This is a genomic window from Martelella mediterranea, assembly GCF_021021415.1.
Taxonomy (GTDB): domain Bacteria; phylum Pseudomonadota; class Alphaproteobacteria; order Rhizobiales; family Rhizobiaceae; genus Martelella; species Martelella mediterranea_C.
In genome coordinates this window covers 18904-37195 of sequence record NZ_JAINWJ010000012.1, presented here as the reverse complement: position 1 = coordinate 37195, position 18292 = coordinate 18904, and the positions used below count along the sequence as shown (strand labels likewise).

Annotated in this window: 15 protein-coding genes and 1 riboswitch; of the genes, 11 read left to right on the top strand and 4 right to left on the bottom strand. The window is 64.3% G+C overall.

The window, feature by feature from the left end; genetic code table 11:
- Positions 1 to 10: 10 nt before the first annotated feature.
- The 3 genes from K7H91_RS09890 to thiB form a co-directional block, all read right to left on the bottom strand.
- The gene (locus tag K7H91_RS09890; protein ID WP_230720066.1) at positions 11 to 658 is read right to left on the bottom strand and encodes an ATP-binding cassette domain-containing protein; all 648 of its coding nucleotides are present in this window, start codon (positions 656 to 658) and stop codon (positions 11 to 13) included.
- A gap of 14 nt (positions 659 to 672) precedes the next feature.
- Positions 673 to 2283, bottom strand: a complete 1611-nt coding sequence (gene thiP, locus K7H91_RS09885) for a thiamine/thiamine pyrophosphate ABC transporter permease (RefSeq protein WP_230720135.1) — start codon at positions 2281 to 2283, stop codon at positions 673 to 675.
- Positions 2284 to 2956: 673 nt separating this feature from the next.
- A complete protein-coding gene (gene thiB / locus K7H91_RS09880) occupies positions 2957 to 3976 on the bottom strand; it encodes a thiamine ABC transporter substrate binding subunit (RefSeq protein WP_230720065.1) in 1020 nt (339 codons plus the stop codon).
- A 36-nt stretch (positions 3977 to 4012) separates the two neighbouring features.
- Positions 4013 to 4111: riboswitch (TPP riboswitch) on the bottom strand.
- Positions 4112 to 4338: 227 nt separating this feature from the next.
- Here thiB and K7H91_RS09875 point away from each other — a divergent pair.
- The 5 genes from K7H91_RS09875 to K7H91_RS09855 all read left to right on the top strand — a co-directional run bounded on the left by K7H91_RS09875 (position 4339) and on the right by K7H91_RS09855 (position 10007).
- Complete coding sequence (locus K7H91_RS09875) at positions 4339 to 4776, top strand: FKBP-type peptidyl-prolyl cis-trans isomerase (protein ID WP_230720064.1); 438 nt, start codon at positions 4339 to 4341, stop codon at positions 4774 to 4776.
- Between the two features lie 373 nt (positions 4777 to 5149).
- Complete coding sequence (locus K7H91_RS09870) at positions 5150 to 6769, top strand: glucan biosynthesis protein (RefSeq protein WP_230720063.1); 1620 nt, start codon at positions 5150 to 5152, stop codon at positions 6767 to 6769.
- Positions 6753 to 6929, top strand: a complete 177-nt coding sequence (locus K7H91_RS09865) for a hypothetical protein (RefSeq protein WP_155122022.1) — start codon at positions 6753 to 6755, stop codon at positions 6927 to 6929. The genes K7H91_RS09870 and K7H91_RS09865 overlap by 17 nt, the downstream gene beginning before the upstream one ends.
- Positions 6930 to 7002: 73 nt before the next feature.
- Positions 7003 to 8814: a glucans biosynthesis glucosyltransferase MdoH gene (mdoH, locus tag K7H91_RS09860; protein WP_230720062.1), complete on the top strand. Its 1812-nt coding sequence runs from the start codon at positions 7003 to 7005 to the stop codon at positions 8812 to 8814.
- Between the two features lie 5 nt (positions 8815 to 8819).
- Positions 8820 to 10007, top strand: coding sequence for an OpgC family protein (locus tag K7H91_RS09855; protein WP_230720061.1), 1188 nt, complete (start codon positions 8820 to 8822; stop codon positions 10005 to 10007).
- Here the strand turns inward: K7H91_RS09855 and K7H91_RS09850 are convergent.
- Positions 9999 to 11510: an MDR family MFS transporter gene (locus tag K7H91_RS09850; protein ID WP_230720060.1), complete on the bottom strand. Its 1512-nt coding sequence runs from the start codon at positions 11508 to 11510 to the stop codon at positions 9999 to 10001. The two genes, K7H91_RS09855 and K7H91_RS09850, sit on opposite strands and share 9 nt — an antisense overlap.
- A gap of 121 nt (positions 11511 to 11631) precedes the next feature.
- Between K7H91_RS09850 and K7H91_RS09845 the strand changes: the two genes are divergently transcribed.
- From K7H91_RS09845 to K7H91_RS09820, 6 genes are all read left to right on the top strand, one after another.
- The gene (locus tag K7H91_RS09845; RefSeq protein ID WP_230720059.1) at positions 11632 to 12171 is read left to right on the top strand and encodes a MarR family winged helix-turn-helix transcriptional regulator; all 540 of its coding nucleotides are present in this window, start codon (positions 11632 to 11634) and stop codon (positions 12169 to 12171) included.
- A gap of 92 nt (positions 12172 to 12263) precedes the next feature.
- On the top strand, positions 12264 to 12914 hold the full coding sequence (locus tag K7H91_RS09840; protein WP_230720058.1) for a thiamine diphosphokinase: 651 nt from the start codon (positions 12264 to 12266) through the stop codon (positions 12912 to 12914).
- A gap of 6 nt (positions 12915 to 12920) precedes the next feature.
- Entirely contained in the window at positions 12921 to 14738 is a 1818-nt protein-coding gene (locus K7H91_RS09835) for an ABC-F family ATP-binding cassette domain-containing protein (RefSeq protein WP_230720057.1), read from the top strand.
- Positions 14738 to 15292 carry a gamma-glutamylcyclotransferase family protein gene (locus K7H91_RS09830; protein ID WP_230720056.1) on the top strand — a complete coding sequence of 185 codons (555 nt, stop codon included), beginning with the start codon at positions 14738 to 14740 and terminating at the stop codon, positions 15290 to 15292. The genes K7H91_RS09835 and K7H91_RS09830 overlap by 1 nt, the downstream gene beginning before the upstream one ends.
- Positions 15293 to 15351: 59 nt before the next feature.
- Complete coding sequence (locus K7H91_RS09825; protein ID WP_230720055.1) at positions 15352 to 16530, top strand: AI-2E family transporter; 1179 nt, start codon at positions 15352 to 15354, stop codon at positions 16528 to 16530.
- A gap of 224 nt (positions 16531 to 16754) precedes the next feature.
- Positions 16755 to 18281, top strand: coding sequence for a sugar ABC transporter ATP-binding protein (locus tag K7H91_RS09820; RefSeq protein WP_230720054.1), 1527 nt, complete (start codon positions 16755 to 16757; stop codon positions 18279 to 18281).
- The last annotated feature ends 11 nt before the right edge of the window (positions 18282 to 18292 follow it).

The following is an 18292-nucleotide window of genomic DNA, read 5'->3' as shown; positions in this document are numbered from 1 at the left end:
ACGCCAAGGGTCAATAGCGCGCGGAAAGTTGCCCGTCCTCGACAACCAACCGGTGGTCGGCGATCGCCTCCACCTCGTCCGGCTCATGCGAGACGATAACGACGGTATTGCCGGATTCGCGGTGAAGTTCAAGCAGCAGCCTGCCCATCTCGCCGCGCATATCGGGATCGAGCGCCGCGAATGGCTCGTCGAGCAGCAGAACCGGCCGGTCGCGCACCAGCGCCCGGGCAAAGGCGGCGCGCTGGCGTTCGCCGCCGGACAAGGTCGCGGGCTTGCGCTTGTCATAGCCTGCAAGCCCGACCCGTTTCAACGCGTCGCGCACTTTCTCGCGTCCGGCCTCGTCAAGCCTCAGCGCCGGGTCCAGGCCGAGCCCGACATTGGTGAAGATATCGAGATGGGCGAACAGGTTGTTTTCCTGAAACACCACCGTCACCGGTCGTCTGGAGATGTGGAGCCCGTTCATCCGCTCCCCGGCAATCAGGATTTCGCCGCTGTCGGGCTTTTCGAAGCCGGCGATCAGGTTCAGCAGCGTCGTCTTGCCGGAGCCGGAGCGGCCGGTCACCGCGCTCACCTTCGCGCCCGCGATATGGCCATCGAAGAGGAAGTTCTTGTCGCCGAGTTTGAGGGCAACATCGTCAAGCGTGATATCGACGGGCATGGTCGCTTTCCCTTTCATCGCGCAGCCTGCCGGCTGGTGCCGGCGACCATCAGGATAAGGCAGATCGCGCCGAGGATCAGCGCCAGCCCGTTGGCATCGGCCGTGCGATAGCTGCCGAGCCGGCTGTAGAGCAGCCAGGGCAGCGTGGTGAGATCATCGCCGCCGAACAGCGCCACGGCGCCAAGATCGCCGAGCGACAGCGCCATGGCGAAGGAGAGCGCGGTCAGAAGCGAACGTTTGAGCCCCGGCCAGTCGACAATGCGCAGCCGAGAGAGACCGGAAAGACCGAGACTTGCCGCAAGCCGCGCGGTGCGCGCCCTGTGAACGGCGATCGCCGGCTGCAGCACGCGCAGCACGAAGGGCAGCGCCATCAGCGCGTTGATGCCGGCGACCACCAGCGGCGCGGCCGCGTCGGTCAGCCCGAAGGGGCGGAGCAGCAGAAACCAGCCGGTGCCCAGCACGATTGGCGGCACCAGCAGCACCAGCGATCCCATCGCCGCCATCGTCGCGCTGAAACCCTTTTCGACCACGCTCGGCCGCTTTGCCGCGGCCACCGCCCCGGTCGCGGCGATGAAGGCAAGCGCCACGAGAAGCGAGAGCAGCGCGGCGCCAAGCGCTATCGCCAGACTGGTCGCCGTCGCCCGCAGAAAAATCCGTTCGCCGAGCAGCTTGATGAGGTCGGCCTCCACGCCCTTGATGACGATCATGGCGAGCGGCAGGGCGAGGGTGATCGTGAACAGCGCGATGATGCCGGCATCGGCCGCAAGCTTGAACCGGCCCGCGCCGTCCGGGCGGGCAATGGCGGTGTCGGCGCTGGTGCCGGGATCGTCGGCCTTGGGCAGGAAGGCGAGCGCGATCAGCACCAGGCCGGTCAGCGCGATCTGCATGCCGGCAAGGGCGACGGCGCGGGCGGGATTGAAATCGAAACGCAGCGCCTGATAGATCGCGACCTCGATCGTGGTCGCCGCCGGCCCGCCGCCCAATATCAGCACCAGCGTGAACGAGGTGGCGCACAGCATGAAGATCAACCCGGCGACACCGGCGATCAGCGGCGCGATCACCGGCCATTCGACGAAGCGGAACACAGCGCGGCCGGGCATCGCAAGCATCGCCGCCGATTTGAAATATTCCTGCGGCACCCGCTCCAGCCCCGCCAGAAACAGGCGGGCGGCGAGCGGCAGGTTGAAATAGACATGGGCCAGCAGAATGCCCTGCAGGCCGTAGATCTGGAGCGGGCGGCCGAAACCCGCCAGCGTCAGCAGATCGTTGAATATCCCCTGCCGGCCCCAGATGCCGATCAGCCCCAGCGCACCGATCAGCACCGGCAGGCCGAGCGGCACCGCCATCAGCCGCACGATCCAGAGCCGGCCCGGAAAATGCGGCCGCCGCGCCAGCGCCAGCGCAACCGGGATGGCCAGCGCCACCGAAATCAGCGTCGACAGCGTGGCCTGCCACAGCGTGAAACGCAGGATGCGCCAGACATAGGGCTCGTCGAACACCGCGACCGAAGCCTGCAACCGTCCGAAACCGGAAAGCGCGACAATGGCGATCGCGATAAAGCCGATCACGCCCGCAAGGGCTGCGATGCCGTAGCCATAGCTGCGGCGGCGTTCCGAGGAGGACATCAGCACGGGGGCGGCCCTCTCGCTCAGGCGCAGGCGGGCAGGTCGGCCCGACAGCGTCTGGAATGGAAAGCGGCGAGCCGCCGCGGAGCCGGCCGATCATTCCGCCTCCTCCAAGGCCGGCTTTTTGCATCAGGGCGTGGGGTCTTGCTCCCAATATTCTCTCCCGCTGGCGGGAGAGATGCCCCGACAGGGGCAGTGAGGGTGGCGCGGCATTTCCAAATGTGAGGGCGGTCGCGGTGATAGGCTCCCCCCTCACTGTCGCTTTCGCGACATCTCTCCCCTCCGGGGCGAGAAGATTTGGGGGCTATGCGGCATGGTTCGCCGCAGTATGCTGGAGGTGAGGCAATGTCACGCACCCACCGCACAGCCAGCCCACCACCTCGCTTATAAAGGAGCGGGTCTGTTGCATGCAGGCGTGGGGTCTTGCTCCCAATACTCTCTCCCGCTGGCGGGAGAGATGCCCCGACAGGGGCAGTGAGGGTGGCGGGGCATGACAAATTGTGAGAGCGCTCGCGGTGATAGACTCCCCCGTCACTGTCGCTGTCGCGACATCTCTCCCCTCCGGGGCGAGAAGATTGGGGGGCTATGCGGCGAGGCGGCATAGCGAGGCGTCGTCTCAGGTCTGAGAAGGAGGCAGCTTCGCGCCCTCGCCTCACCGCCGGACCTATCACTCTCACCGCGCGCTCATGGCGTTCAGCCATTCGTCGATCCATTTCTGGCGGTTCTCGGCGACGACGTCGGGGGGAAATTGCAGGGTCTTTTGTGGTTTGACGGCGTTTTCGAAGGCGGCGGGCAGCGGTTCGCTGGTCGCGGCCGCGGGCATCATCCAGTTATGGGTCGGGATCGCGTCCTGGAAGCCGGGGGTGAGGATGAACTCGAGGAAGGATCGGGCGAGCTCCGGATCATCGGCCATGGTCGTCATGCCGGCGACCTCGATCTGGATGTAGAGCCCGTCCTTGAAATCGATCGCCTTGTAGCGCTCGCTCCCCTCCTCGATCTCGTGATAGGCCGGCGATGTGGTGTAGGACAGCACCATTGGCGCCTCGCCGCTGGTGAACAGGCCGTAGGCCTCCGACCAGCCCGGCGCGACCGTCAGGATCCGGTCGGAGAGCTTTTCCCATTGGGCGGCGGCGTCATCGCCATAGACCGATTTCATCCACAACAGCATGCCGAGGCCCGGCGTGGAGGTGCGCGGGTCCTGGATCACCAGTTTCTGGTCGGCGGGTCCGTTCACCAGTTCATCGAGCGTTGTCGGCGGGTTGTCGATGCTTTCGGTGTCATAGACGATGTCGAACCAGCCGTAATCGAACGGCACGAAGATATCGTCGGAAAAACCGCCGGGAATATCGGCCGCCTCGGTCGATACGCCGGATTGCGCGAAGAAGCCGGTTTCCTTCGCCTCGTGGATGAGGTTGTTGTCGAGGCCGAGCACGATATCGGCCGGGCTCGACTGGCCTTCGAGCTTCAGCCGGTTGAGAAGCGCAACGCCGTCCTCGACGCTGACGAATTTCAGCGTGCAGCCGCAGGTCTTCTCGAAGGCTTCCTTCACCACCGGCCCCGGGCCCCATTCGGCATCGAAGCTTTCATAGGTGTAGACGGTGAGGACCTTGTCCTCCTGAGCGGCCGCCGGCAGCGCCGGCAGCGCCGGAAGGGCCGCAAGCGCGAGAATGGCGATGGTCGTACGATAGGTCATGACGCCTCCTTTTGTTCGGTAACTGAGGGGAAAACGGCGTCTTGCGCGTCTAATCCCTCCGCCGGTGCTAGCCGGATCAGGTTCTTCGGGTTGGCTCAAAGCCTCTCAGCGAAAATCGCACCCCGTTAGAGCTGACCAAACACCTATCGCGGCGCACCCGGCATTTCAAGAGGCGCGCGATTTGAAAAAACGGCCCGGAAGCATTAGGTAAGAGCGTGTCCGGCGTGCCGGACGAAAAGTCGGTCGTCATGCGAAATAAAGCGTGTCGGCTCATCCTTCAGGGGCGAAAGCACTCTGGAAAACCGGAAACGGCGCGGCCGATCTCGGCCAGCGTGCAGTGTTTCAAGGAAGGAGCACACGAGATGACAGAAGCAAAAGCGGGCGATACCGTTCGTATTCACTACACCGGAACCCTCAATGACGGTTCGACCTTCGACAGTTCAGATGGCCGTCAGCCGCTGGAATTCACCGTCGGCGCCGGTCAGATCATTCCCGGCCTCGACCGCGAGATCGCCGGCATGAATGTCGGCGACAGCCGCGATGTGAAGGTCGATTCCAGCGAAGCCTATGGCCCGCATGACCCGCAGAAGGTGCAGGTTGTGCCGCGCTCCGCCATGCCGCAGGAAGTGGAAGTGGCCCCCGGCATGCAGCTTCAGGCGCGCACGCCCGATGGCCAGACCGTGCCGCTGATCGTGACCAAGGTCGAGGAACAGGAAGTCACCGTCGACGCCAATCATCCGCTCGCGGGCCAGGATTTGAATTTTGCGGTCGAGCTGGTCGAGATCGTAAAGGCCGCCTGATCAGGGCCTGCCGCACGGTTTTCGAACTATGTGAAAATATTGCGGCGCGAAGGTGGCACATTGCCATGATTTTGCCATTCTTTGGCTGAATGGCTTTGCTAATAATGGGCTGGTACGCAAATGTGTGTGTCAGCCCTTTTTGATGAGCCATCCCCATGCCGGATTCCCGGAACGTCTATTTTATCGATCGAAAATATTCTCCTTCACCGATGGAACCGAAACGGGCCTGCCTCGTTTGTGACTCGTCCGCGCCCTTCTGGCGCCGGGCATTTGCGCAACCGCGCCTGCGCGCTTCCGGCGGGCGAAGGGAATGAGTATGCTGCTCTGCACCATTTCATATTATCTATCCATTTAAAGCCAACGGGATTTACGCATGAAGAGACGAACCTTTCTGGCCCAGACCGCGGTTGGCGCGCTCGCCCTTTCCGGAATGGGCGGCAAGGCATTCGCGCAGCAGGCGGTCGAGCCGGGAAAGATGCCGGAAGCCAACGCAACGGTCGAGGCGTCAGCGCCGCCTCCCGACGCGTTCACTTTCGACACGCTTACCGAGCAGATGAAGGCCAGGGCCGGCGAGCCCTATCAGGAGCCGTCCCAGGAGGTTCCCGAGCCGTTCCGGGACCTTCAATATGATGATTACCGCGCGATCCGCTACGATCCCAACAAGGCGATCTGGCGCGACCAGTCCGATTTCCAGCTTCAGGCCTTCGCGCTCGGCTGGCTGTTCAAGACGCCGGTCGATATTTACGAGGTCGCCGATGGCGCGGCGCAGAAACTCGAGTTTACGGGCGATGACTTCATCTACCGCGCGCCGCTCGACGTCGCGCAGTTCCATGGCGTCAAGCTGCCGGGGGTCGCGGGCTTCCGGATCAACTATCCGCTGAACCGGCCGGAAGTCTCAGACGAGCTGATTTCGTTTCTGGGTTCGTCTTATTTCCGCGCGCTCGGCCAGAACAATCTCTATGGCCTTTCGGCACGCGGGCTCGCGGTCAACACCGCGACCAGCCAGGGCGAGGAGTTTCCGCGCTTTTCCGCCTTCTACATCATGCGCCCGGGAACGGAGAACGACAAGATCACTGTCTTCGCCGCGCTTGATGGTCCGAGCGTGACCGGCGCCTACCGTTTCGTGATCACGCCGGGCAAGAACACGCGCATGGATGTCACCGCGCGACTCTTTTTCCGGAACGATATCGAGCGTCTCGGCGTTGCCCCTATGACTTCCATGTTCCTGTTCGGTCCCGCCAACCATCACGCCTTTGATGATTATCGGGAACGGGTCCACGACAGCGAGGGTCTCAAGATCGTGCGCGCCGACGGCACGGAGCTTTGGCGTAATCTGCAGAATGCCAAGACGCTCGCCAATTCGTTCTTCGGCGAAACCAATCCGCGGGCGTTCGGCCTTTACCAGCGCCATCGCGCGTTCGAGGATTATCAGGACGCCGAGGCCCATTACGAGCGGCGGCCTTCGCTTCTGGTGGAGCCGGCCGGAAACTGGGGCAAGGGCACGATTTCGCTTGTCGAGATTCCGACCGACAAGGAAGTCAACGACAATATCGTCTGCTTCTGGCAGCCGGAAGCGCCCGCCAAGAAAGGCGGATCGGCCGAATTCGGCTACCGGCTGACCTGGGGCGCGATCGAGGAAGACCAGGCCAGGCTCGCCCGCGTCATCGATATTCGCAGCGGCGAGGGCGGCGTTTCGGGCGTGGCCAATGACGATGACGACGTGCGCAAGCTCGTGGTCGATTTCGCCGGCGGCCCGCTGGACGACATGGCGCCCGGCTCGGAACTGCAGGAGCGCCTGCACATTACCAATGGCGAGGTCGTGCATTCCACGGTCTCGGCGATCAGAGGCCAGGGCGTCTGGCGTCTGGCAATCGATATCAAGCCCGCCGGCGACGCGCCGGTGGAAATTGTCGGGGCGCTGACGGACGGAAGCCGCGACGTGAGTGAAATATGGTTATATCAGTGGAGAAAAGGCGATGACCAACCAAATTAACGGGTCGGATCAGAACATGGAATTCAGCCGGTTTCTTCCGGCGTCCGCGCCGCTTCCCATGCCCGAGCAGCTTCTTGAGCGCCCGCGGCGCCGCGGCGTGATCGCAACGATCCTGTCGCCGGTTCTCGTGTGGCAGCGCCCGCGCTCGGCACGGCTCTAGAAACCGGAAGATGACTTTTCCGGGCGGCCTCCCGTTTTCAACGGCGAGGCCCGCAAGGATAGAGGGATAACCGATGCTGGCCTTCAGACGGACCTTTTCGATCGTATTCGCCGCAATCATCGCGATTGCGGCGTCTCGCATCGCGATGGACGTTTTCTTCGCCGACGGCGCCGACTGGGTCGACTTCGTGCGGATCGCGCTGTGCGCTGCGACCGCCGCGTGGATCGCCTGGGGCGCGGCGCTGGGCATTGGCGGCCTGATCGGCCGCAGGTTCAAGACGCCGCCGCGCGCCTCGCTTGCCGAAAGCGGCCAGGCGGCAAAGACCGCCATCCTGATCCCGGTCTATAACGAAGACCCGCGCGCGACGTTCTCGTCGGCCGCCGCGATGGCGCATTCGCTGGCGCAAACGCCCTATGCCGGGCTTTTCGATATCGCCATCCTCTCCGACAGCCGCGACCCCGAGGTGATCGCGCAGGAGGAGGCGTGGTTCCTCACCCTTCACGCCGACATGCCGCGCGAGATCGGCGCGTTCTATCGCCGCCGCACCGACAATACCGGCAAGAAAGCCGGTAATATCGGCGATTTCGTCCGCCGCCACGGCGCGCGCTACCCCTATATGCTGATCCTCGACGCCGACAGCCTGATGGAAGGCGAGACGATCGTGGAAATGCTGCGCCGCATGGAAGCCGAGCCAAGGCTTGGCCTGTTGCAGACTCTGCCCAAGATCATCGCGTCGAAGACCTGGTTTGCGCGCGCGCTGCAGTTTTCCGCCGGCCTGTTTTCGCCGATGTTCACGCGCGGGCTTGCCCGCATCCAGGGCGAGGAAGGCCCGTTCTGGGGCCATAACGCCATGGTGCGCACCAATGCCTTTGCGGAAAGCTGCGGCCTGCCGGCGCTTTCCGGCGCGCCGCCCTTCGGCGGCCATATCCTGAGCCATGACTATGTCGAGGCGGCGCTCCTGCGGCGTCAGGGCTGGATCGTGCGCGTCGACCCGGATCTGGAGGGCTCCTATGAGGAGGGGCCGCAGAACGCGATCGACTATGCCAAGCGCGACCGCCGCTGGTGCCAGGGCAACCTCCAGCATATCCGCCTTTTGACCGCGCCCGGCCTGCATGGCTGGAACCGGTTCACCTTTCTGCAGGGCGTGATGGCCTATATCAGCTCGCCGCTGTGGATGGCGTTCATCGTCGCCTCGATCGTCGCGCCGCTGTTTGCGCCCGCGATCGACTATTTTCCAAGCCCCTATCTGCCGGCGATCTTTCCTCGGGCCGAGACCGCGCTCGCGGTCACGTTGCTGGTCGGGGTCGGCGGGCTCTTGATCGGGCCAAAACTGCTGATCGCGCTGCGCGCTGGCGTCTCCGGCGAAGCCCGCCGTTTCGGGGGCTTCTTCCGGGTGTTCCTGTCCACGCTCGCGGAGATCATCTGGTCGTCGCTGCTCGCGCCGATCACGCTGATGTACCAGAGCCGCTCGGTGATGCAGGTGATCTTCGGCATGGATGGCGGCTGGCCGTCTTCCGACCGCGAGGGCCAGACGCTGAAATTCAGCGAAGCCTTCCGGGCAAGCTGGTGGATCGTGCTGACCGGCATTCTGACGCTCGTCGGCTCATGGACGCTCGCGCCGGACCTGTTCTGGTGGCTGACGCCGATTGCCGGTCCGCAGATCATCGCGCCGCTGCTGATTGCCGCCAGTTCATCGCCGGCGAGCGGACGGTTCGCCTATCGCTGCCAGCTGTTCCGCACGCCCGAGGAACTGGCGCGTCCGGCGATCGTCAGGGAACGCGACCGCGTTCTTGCGCGTTGGAACGAGAGACCGGTTGTTGACAGGGAGACCGCCGCGCCGAGGACGGATGCAATCGAGCCCGCCTATTCGGCCGCGCAGGGATAACGCCTTTGGACGTAATCAGGAGCAATGCCGCCGCCCCGGCGGCACCGGTGAAAAGCAAGCGCGACCCGCGCCTCGATGTTCTGCGCGGTCTGGCGCTGATCATCATCTTCATCGACCATGTGCCGGAAAACCTCTACTCGTTCTACACCATGCGGATGTATGGTTTCTCCGATGCCGCCGAAGCCTTCGTGCTGATCTCTGGCATTTCCGCCGGCCTTGCCTATAGCGGCCGGTTCGTGGCCGGCTCGCTGATGGAGACGGCGAAACGCATCTGGGGCCGGGCCGGCACGATCTATGGCGCGCATCTGTTTTCCACGCTCGTGGTTCTAGCGCTTGCGACGCCGTTTCTGGTGCGCTTCGGCATGGAGGAATTTGCCGAGCTGAACGGACTGTCATGGCTTTGGGAACAACCGCTCGGCACGGTCGCAGGCTCCGCCCTGCTCACCTATCAGGTCAGTTATTTCAACATCCTGCCGCTTTATATCGTGCTGTTCGCGGCCCTGCCGGCGCTGCTATTGCTCGGCAAGCGCAGTATTAGCCTGATGCTGTCGGTCTCGTTCGCGGTCTGGGTGGTGGCGCGCTATTTCGAGATCCGGCTGCCGGCCTATCCGGCCGACTGGGCCTGGTTCTTCAACCCGTTCTGCTGGCAGTTGCTGTTTGCGATCGGCCTCGCGGTTGGCATCGCCAACCGGCGCGGCAAGGCGCTGGTCGCGTTCCACCCCACGCTTTACGCCGCGTCCGTGGCTTTTGTGGTCTATTCCGTCTGGTGGCGGCTGATCGGCGAGTATAATTTCCCGTTCCCCGCCTTCATGCCGGAATTCATCGCCGATACCAGCAAGGAATGGCTCAGCCTGCCGCGCATCGCCCACATTCTGGCGCTCGCCTATATCGTGGTTTACATGCCGGGGCTCAAACGCTTCCTGTCGCTCCCGGTCTTCGAGCCGATCAATGTCATGGGCCGGGCGAGCCTTGCCACCTTCGTCACCGGCTCGCTGACCGCCTTCGCGTTTCAGATCCTGCGCGAAATGACCGGCGTTACGGTTCTGGGGGATACGTTGCTGCTGCTGGCGGGCATTGCGATCCAGTATTTTGCCGCCCGCATGGCGCTTGCCCGCGCCGGCAAGGCCAGGGCTGCGGCGGTACCGGCCGCGATCACGCCGCCGCCGGAGGCCGCCATCAAGCGGTCAGGCTGAGCTTCCGGCCTTGGCCGGCGCGCCGAGCAGCATGGGCCGTAGCGCAAGGGCCGCGACAAGGCCGATCAGACAAACGACGGCCGCAAACATGAACAGCATGGTGAATGTATCGCCGTAACCGCCGATCGCCAGCGCGCGGGCGAGCTCCGGCAATGCGGCGATGGCCGTGGGAGAAAGCTCGGTCAGCGAGCCGACGCCCGGAATGGACGCGGAACGGCCAAGGCCATGGGCCAGGATCGCGCCGTAGATGGAAATGCCGGCCGAGGCGCCCACCATGCGCGACAGCGTCACCGTGCCGGTGGCAGCCCCGACATCGCCGCCGCGCGCGGCATTTTGAACGCCGAGCACCGGCACCTGCTGGCCGAAACCGATGCCGAGCCCGTGCAGACCGAGGATCGCCGCCATCAGCGCCAGCGGCGCGGAGACGGCAAACAGCGAAAGCGTCACAAAGGCCAGCGTCGAGATCGACAGGCCGAGAATGGCGAATGGCCGGTATCGTCCGGTGATCGACATCAGCCGCCCGCCGGTGAGCGCGCCGACAGCCAGACCAATGGTGACCGGAATGAAGAACAGGCCCGCCGCCGTGGGCGAGAGCCCGTGAACGGTCTGCAGGAACAAAGCGAGATAATTGACCATGCCGATCGCGATGCTGCCGCTGGCGATCGAGACGATCAGCAGCAGCACGACGGTCCGGTTGGAAAACAGCGAGAGCGGGATCATCGGCTCGGGCGCGCGCCGTTCCACCATCACCCACAGGCCGGTGAGCACGGCGACCGCGGCCACCACGCCAAGGCTTGCCGGCGACAGCATCGAGCCGAAGATTTCGCCGGAATCGCACCACAGCACGATCCCCGTCACCATCAGCGCCAGAAGCAGCGCGCCGAGGAAATCGATCTTCGGCCTGCGCCCGGTCTTGCGGTTGGGGAGAAGGATGTGGAGGCCCACAAGCACGACCAGCCCGACCGGCAGGTTGACGAGAAAGATCGAGCGCCAGCCGAAAGCGGCCGTCATCGTGCCGCCGAGGATCGGGCCGAGCGCGCCCGACGTCATCAGCACGAGACTGGCATAGCTTTGATACTTGGCCCGCTCGCGCGCGGGAAACAGGTCGGCATTGAGCGAGAAGATCGACACCATCAGCCCGCCGCCGCCGAAACCCTGGAGAACGCGCGCCGCGATCAGCGTGTTCATCGAGACCGCCAGCCCGCAGGTCAGCGAGCCGACCAGAAAGATCACGATTGCCGCCATCAGCACATATTTTCGCCCGATAAGATCGCCAAGCTTGCCGTAGATCGGCATCACCGCGCAGGACGCCAGCAAATAGGCCGAGGCGACCCAGCCGAACCGCTCGACGGCGCCGAACTCGCCGACGATCGTCGGCAGCGCGGTGGAGACGATCTGGTTGTCGAGGGTCGCCAGGAACATCGACATCAGCAGGAACAGGAAGGCGATGACCCGACGACGCGGATGCTCTACCAGCGAGACGAACGGGCTCTGTTGGTCCATGGGCGGGGCTGTCTCAGTGGAACGCATCGCCGATACATGTGCTGAAAGCAAATATTTGTCAACAGCATGGATATGCACTATGCATGTTTCAAATTTTCCGATGATCTGATAGACAGAGAGCATGGACGAAAAGCGCGACACGACAGCCCCCGATCAGGCCGATGCCATGCAGCGGATTTCCGACACCATGACGCAGCAGCGGCTGATGATGCGCCGCCGCATCATCGGGCGGATCGCGATCGCCAATGTCGCGCCGGCGCTGGAAATCACCCATCTCGATGTGCTCGACGTGGTCCATCGCGCCGGCGAGAATGACCGTGCGACGATCGGCTCGGTGGCCGACGGCATGCGGATCGACCCTTCGCGCGCAAGCCGCATCGTCGCCGAACTCGTTTCCCAGAACGTGCTGGAACGCCGCGTTTGCCAGAACGACGCCCGCCGTTCGATCCTGGTGATCACGCCGAAGGGCAGGGCGCTGCTGAACGAGGTGCACGCGGTGAAGCGGCGCCTTCTGGAAAGCGTCACGGAAAACTGGTCGGCCGATGACCTAGACACGTTCTCCAGGCTCTATCAGCGCTTCGTCGACGGCCTCGAGGACTATGCCCGCGACCATGCCGGCGAAGCCGCCGAGATCGCGCCCAAGGCCCGCACCGCGAGCTGAGCAGAATGGACCGGGCGGGGATCGACAGGCGAACACCTCCGGCGTGCGTGCCGCCCTTCCCTTTGGCCCGGATCCGCTCTATTGCGTAGGCGATGAACGAGACCTTCACGATATTGCTGGGCGGCGCGCTTACGGTTGATGACCGGGTGCTGGCGCTTGTGGCCGGAAGCCGGGTGATCGCCGCCGATGGCGGTATGCGCCATGCCGAGGCGCTGGGTGTAAAGCCGGAAGTCTGGGTCGGGGATTTCGATTCCACCGATGCAGCACTTGTGGCGCGCTTCCCGGACATCACGCGCAAGAGCTTTCCGCCCGCCAAGAACCTGACCGACGGCGCGCTTGCCGTCGAGGAAGCGCTGGAGCGCGGTGCGCGGCGGATCGTGATGGCCGGCGCGCTGCAAGGCGAGCGCACCGATCACGGGCTGATGAACCTGCTGCTCGCCGTCCGACTGGCCGGCGACGGCATCGACATCGTGCTGACCTCGGGCGAAGAAGAGGCCCATCCCCTGCTTGCCGGCGAGACGGTGGTGGAGATGCCGGAAGGCGCGCTGTTTTCCGTGCTGGGCGTTTCCGACCTTGCCGGCCTTTCGATCGGCAACGCCGTCTACCCGCTTGAGGATTTCGCCTTGCCCTTTGGTGCTGCGCGCGGCGTGTCGAACAAGGCGAAGGGCGGGCCGGTGCGCTTCGGCTTGAAAAACGGTTCGGGGATCATCATTCTCCGGCCGCATGATTTTTCGGGAGTATGAGGCTTTATGCCGCCGATTTTGAAACTGGACGATATCCATCTGAGCTTCGGCGGAACGCCGCTGCTTGCCGGCGCGGGCCTGCAGGTCGAGCCGGGCGACCGGATCTGCCTTGTCGGGCGCAACGGTTCGGGCAAGTCGACGCTGCTGAAGATCGCCGCCGGTCTGGTCGAGGCGCAGTCGGGCGAAATCTTCCGCCAGCCGTCGGCCACCATCCGCTATCTCGAACAGGCGCCGGATTTTTCCGGCTATGCAACGGTCGAGGCCTATGTCGCGGCGGGTCTTGCGCCCGGTGACGAGCACTACCGCGCCGATTACATGATGGAGCATCTCGGTATTTCGCCCTCGGCTGATCCGAAAAAGCTTTCCGGCGGCGAGGCGCGACGCGCCGCATTGGCGCGCGTGCTGGCGCCAGAACCCGATATCCTGCTTCTCGACGAGCCGACCAACCACCTCGACCTCACCACCATCGAATGGCTGGAAGAGGAGCTTGCCGGCACGCGCTCGGCCATGGTGCTGATCTCGCATGACCGGCGCTTCCTCGAAAACGTCTCGACCGCCACCGTCTGGCTCGACCGCGGCATTGCGCGGCGGATGGACCGGGGTTTTGCCCATTTCGAGGAGTGGCGCGACAAGGTGCTGGAGGAGGAAGAGGCCGAGCAGCACAAGCTGGCGCGCCAGATCGTGCGCGAGGAGCACTGGCTGCGCTACGGCGTCACAGCGAGGCGCAAGCGCAATATGCGCCGCCTTGGTGAACTGCACGACATGCGCGCCCGGCATCGCGGACACCAAGGCCCGCAGGGCACGGTCAACGCCACGGTCAGCGATGTGCGCGAAAGCGGCAAGCTGGTGATCGAGGCGGAGAACATCACCAAATCCTTCGGCGAACGGGTGATCGTCAAGCCGTTTTCGCTCAGGGTTTCGCGCGGCGACCGCATCGGTCTCGTCGGCCCGAACGGCGCGGGCAAGACCACGCTTTTGAAGATGCTGACCGGCCAGCTTGCGCCCGACAGCGGCTGGGTGCGCCTCGGGGTCAATCTCGAAATCGCGGTGATCGACCAGAAGCGCGAGGAACTCGATCCCGACGACACGCTGGCGCATTACCTCACCGACGGGCGCGGCGACACGCTGCTGGTCAATGGCGAGCAGCGCCATGTCGCGGGCTACATGAAGGACTTCCTGTTCCAGCCCGAACAGGCGCGTACCCCGATTCGCAACCTTTCCGGCGGCGAGCGCGCGCGGCTGATGCTGGCGCGCATCCTGGCGCGGCCGGCAAACGTGCTGATCCTCGACGAGCCCACCAACGATCTCGACATCGAGACGCTGGATCTGCTGCAGGAGATCGTCGCCGGTTTTGCCGGCAGCGTCATTCTCGTTTCCCATGACCGCGATTTCCTCGACCGCACCGTCACCTCGACGATCGCGCCGGCCAATCCGCTGTCGCCGGATGGCGAGTGGCTGGAATATGCCGGCGGCTATTCCGACATGATGGCCCAGCGCAAGGGGGCTGCTGCCGAGGCCAGGGCGGCCGAAAAGAAGGAAAAACAGGCCGCCCGGGAGAAGGCTGCGCCCGAACCCGCCAAGGCGAAAGGAAAACTTTCCTACAAGCAGAAATTCGCGCTGGAAAACCTGCCGAAGGAAATGGCGAAGATCGAGGCGGATATCGCCAAGCTCGAGGAACGCATGGCCGATCCGCAATTCTTCGCCCGCGATCCCGATGGTTTCTCCAAGGCCGCGAAAGTGCTGGAACGCGAGCGCGCGACGCTCGCCGCCAAGGAAGAGGAATGGCTGGAGCTTGAAATGCTGCGCGAGGAACTGGAGGGCTGATGGCGCTCGCCTATTTCGCCTACGGCTCCAACATGCTGACCGAACGGCTGGTTCGCCGCTGCCCCTCAGCGCGGCCCGTTGCTCCGGCGGTGCTGGAGAACCACGCGCTCGCCTTTTCCAAGATCGGCAATGAGGGTTCTGGCAAGGCGACGCTCGTGGAGCGGCCAGGCGAGACGGTGTTCGGCGTGGTCTTCATGCTCGACCTGAGCGAACGCGGTCTGCTTGATGCGTTCGAGGGCAGAGGCAATGGCTATGACCGGATCGATGACTGCGCGGTGCGCCTGCTGAAGGACGAAGCGATGGTCTCAGCCTGCACCTACAAGGCCCCGCCCGCCTTCCGCGATCCGGCGCTGCTGCCCTTCGACTGGTACCACGCGCTGGTGATCGCCGGCGCGCGCCAGCACGGTCTGCCGGCGGATTACGTCGACTGGCTCGCCGCCGCCCCTTGCCGCGCCGATCCCGACCGTTCACGTCCGTCCGGGATCGAGGCGAGAGAGGTTCTGGCGGGCGCGGGCTTTGATGGCGACGGGGCTTTTGCTGGCTATCGACCTTGAAAGGCGATATGGGGGCAGCATAGATAATGCCGGGCTGTCCGACGGGAAAGAAACAGGCGATGGATCAGAAACCGCATCACAGGACGCAAAGCTGGATCGGCACGGCAGCCGCCGCCCGCGCGCCGCTGATCCCCTCCGTCACCGCCGCGCGCTGGCTGCTGCTCGGCGTGGCGCTCGCCGCGATCTATTTCTTTCACGGCTTCCTGGTGCCGGTTCTGGCGGCGCTGATCATCGCCTTTGCCTCGCAGCCCGTCTATCGCAAGCTTGACCGCAGGCTCGGCGGGCGGCGCAAGATTTCCGCCGCGATCGCGATCTTCCTGATCCTACTGTTCCTGATCCTGCCGATCGTGTTCGCGGTCATCTACATGTCGCGCGAACTGGAATTGTGGATCACCTGGGCCGCCGAGGCTAACCGCATCGGCGCGCCGGTTCCCGACTGGATCATGAACCTGCCGGTGATCGGCGAATGGGTTTCGGAAAAATGGCAGGATTATCTCGGCCAGCCCGGTGATATCGGGCAGTTGATCCAGGCCGTCAGCGGCGAGAATATCGGCAGCATCTATCGCACGGCCCTGTTTGTCGGCGGCCGGGTGTTCGGTCTGGCGCTGGCGGCGCTGTTCATGCTGATCGCGCTGTTCTTCCTCTACAAGGACGGCGACAAGTTCGCCGCCCAGCTCGACATGATCGGCGAGCGGCTGTTTCCCGACCGCTGGTACCGGATCTCGCGCGTGGTGCCGGCGACGATCTCCTCGACCGTCACCGGCATGACCCTGATCGCCATGGGCGAGGGCGTCGTGCTCGGCTTCGCCTATTATCTGGCGGATGTGCCGAATTTTGTCTCCTTCGGCCTGCTGACGGCGGTGATGGCGATGGTGCCCGGCGGCGCGCCGCTGACCTTCACGCTGATCTCGGCCTATCTGGTGGCGCGCGGCACGCCGATCCACGGCATCGCGCTGTTTGCCTGGGGCACGATCGAGCTTTTCATCGTCGACAAGACGCTGAGGCCGCGCCTCGTCGGCGGGCCGATCAAGCTGCCCTTCCTGCCGACCTTTTTCGGCCTTGTCGGCGGGGTCAAGACCATGGGGCTGATCGGGCTGTTCGTCGGCCCGGTGCTGATGGCGCTGATCGTCGCGATCTGGCGCGAATGGGTGCTGGAGGCAAACCTCGCCGCCGCCGAAAAACCGGCCGAGGCCGAGCCCCCGCCTGCGCAAGGCCCGACCGCAGTCAGCCAGGACTGAACCGACATCGCCCTAACCCGCCTCCTGGAGACGGTTGCGACGGCGAAACATGCTTTACGTACATCATTTTTCCCGCTAGGCTCATCAGGGAAAGGGCAGCCGTCGCCGCAAGGGTGAAGCCGCGCCCATTTTGCGCCGCTCGGGAAGGCGGCGCGGAGGAACATCTTCCGGCGCGGCGCGCCGGAGAGAAATGAGCGCTTCGGCAACAGCGCCTGGGGAGGATCATGATTGAGAAAGCGGGCGGAAACGCCGCTATTCTGCAGACCGAGGGGCTCAGGAAGTCCTTTGGCCCGATCGAGGTGTTGCACGGCATCGACCTCTCCGTTCGCGTCGGCGAAATTCATGCCGTCATCGGCGAAAACGGGGCCGGCAAATCCACGCTGATGCGGCTTCTGGCCGGCAATCTGAAACCCTCGGCCGGTTCCGTGAAGGTCGACGGCACGCCTGTCAGTTTCGAAAACCCTGTCGAAGCGGAAGCCGCCGGCATCGTGCTGGTGCATCAGGAAATCCTGCTCGCGCCCGATCTCACCGTGGCGCAGAATATTTTCCTCGGCCGCGAAGTCCGGCGCGGCCTTGCCGTCAACGACCGGGTGATGAACGCCGAAGCCCACAAGGCGCTGCTCGAACTCGGCACCGATATCGCGCCCGATACCCTCGTTTCCAGGCTGTCGATCGCCAAGCGCCAGCTCGTGCAGATCGCCCGCGTGCTGTTGACCCCGCACCGGGTGGTGATCTTCGACGAGCCGACCGCCTCGCTGACGCCATTCGAGACCGAGGCGCTCTTGAAGGTGATCCGCGCGATCCGCGATCGCGGCGTTGCCGTGCTGTTCATCTCCCACCGCCTCAACGAGGTGAAGGCGATCGCCGACACGGTGACCGTGTTGCGCGATGGCCAGCTGATCGCCAGCCGCGACGCCGACACGCTCGAGCCCGCCGACATGGCCCGGCTGATGGTCGGCCGCGACGTCTCCAAGCTCTATCCCGACCGCGCCCATGACGGCGCCGGCCTGCCGGTGCTGGAGGTCGAAGATTTTACCGTGCCGGGCTATGCAGAACGCTGTTCGTTCACGCTCAGGAAGGGCGAGATCCTCGGCTTTGCCGGTCTGATCGGCGCCGGACGCACGGAGCTGATGGAAGGGTTGCTGGGGCTCAGGCCCGGCAAGGGCGCGGTGCGGCTCAATGGCCGGGCGGTCAATTTCAACGCGCCGATCGCGGCCCTTCGCTCCGGCATCGTCTATCTTTCAGAGGACCGCAAGGGCAAGGGCCTGCTCTTGACCAAGGACCTCAGAACCAATCTGACGCTTTCCGCCCTCGACCGGTTCACGAAGAACCTGCAGGTCGACCGCAAGGCCGAGGACAAGGCGCTTGACGAGGCGATCCGCGACTTCGATATCCGCACCGGTTCGAAGGAACTTGCCGCCGGCGAACTGTCGGGCGGCAACCAGCAGAAGCTGCTGCTTGCCAAGATGATGCTGCTCGAACCCGAGATCGTGATCATCGACGAGCCGACGCGCGGCATTGATATCGGCAACAAGGAACAGATCTATAAATTCATCGCCGACCTGGCAGAGAACGGGCATTCGATCATCGTGGTTTCCTCGGAAATGCCGGAACTGATCGGCCTTTGCGACCGGATCGTGGTGATGCGGTCGGGCGAAATCGCCGGCGAGGTGACGGGAGAGGACATGAACGAGAACGAGATCGTGGTGCTGGCGACCGGCGTTTCCGGCAAGCGGGAGATGGCGTCGTGAGCGGACAGGCT

Coding starts and splice junctions, on each gene's coding strand:
- K7H91_RS09850 (WP_230720060.1), bottom strand. CDS start 11,510: ATGGACCAACAGAGCCCGTTCGTCTCGCTGGTAGAGCATCCGCGTCGT.
- K7H91_RS09820 (WP_230720054.1), top strand. CDS start 16,755: ATGATTGAGAAAGCGGGCGGAAACGCCGCTATTCTGCAGACCGAGGGG.
- K7H91_RS09840 (WP_230720058.1), top strand. CDS start 12,264: ATGAACGAGACCTTCACGATATTGCTGGGCGGCGCGCTTACGGTTGAT.
- K7H91_RS09890 (WP_230720066.1), bottom strand. CDS start 658: ATGCCCGTCGATATCACGCTTGACGATGTTGCCCTCAAACTCGGCGAC.
- mdoH (WP_230720062.1), top strand. CDS start 7,003: ATGCTGGCCTTCAGACGGACCTTTTCGATCGTATTCGCCGCAATCATC.
- K7H91_RS09870 (WP_230720063.1), top strand. CDS start 5,150: ATGAAGAGACGAACCTTTCTGGCCCAGACCGCGGTTGGCGCGCTCGCC.
- thiB (WP_230720065.1), bottom strand. CDS start 3,976: ATGACCTATCGTACGACCATCGCCATTCTCGCGCTTGCGGCCCTTCCG.
- K7H91_RS09845 (WP_230720059.1), top strand. CDS start 11,632: ATGGACGAAAAGCGCGACACGACAGCCCCCGATCAGGCCGATGCCATG.
- K7H91_RS09835 (WP_230720057.1), top strand. CDS start 12,921: ATGCCGCCGATTTTGAAACTGGACGATATCCATCTGAGCTTCGGCGGA.
- K7H91_RS09865 (WP_155122022.1), top strand. CDS start 6,753: ATGACCAACCAAATTAACGGGTCGGATCAGAACATGGAATTCAGCCGG.
- thiP (WP_230720135.1), bottom strand. CDS start 2,283: ATGTCCTCCTCGGAACGCCGCCGCAGCTATGGCTACGGCATCGCAGCC.
- K7H91_RS09830 (WP_230720056.1), top strand. CDS start 14,738: ATGGCGCTCGCCTATTTCGCCTACGGCTCCAACATGCTGACCGAACGG.
- K7H91_RS09825 (WP_230720055.1), top strand. CDS start 15,352: ATGGATCAGAAACCGCATCACAGGACGCAAAGCTGGATCGGCACGGCA.
- K7H91_RS09875 (WP_230720064.1), top strand. CDS start 4,339: ATGACAGAAGCAAAAGCGGGCGATACCGTTCGTATTCACTACACCGGA.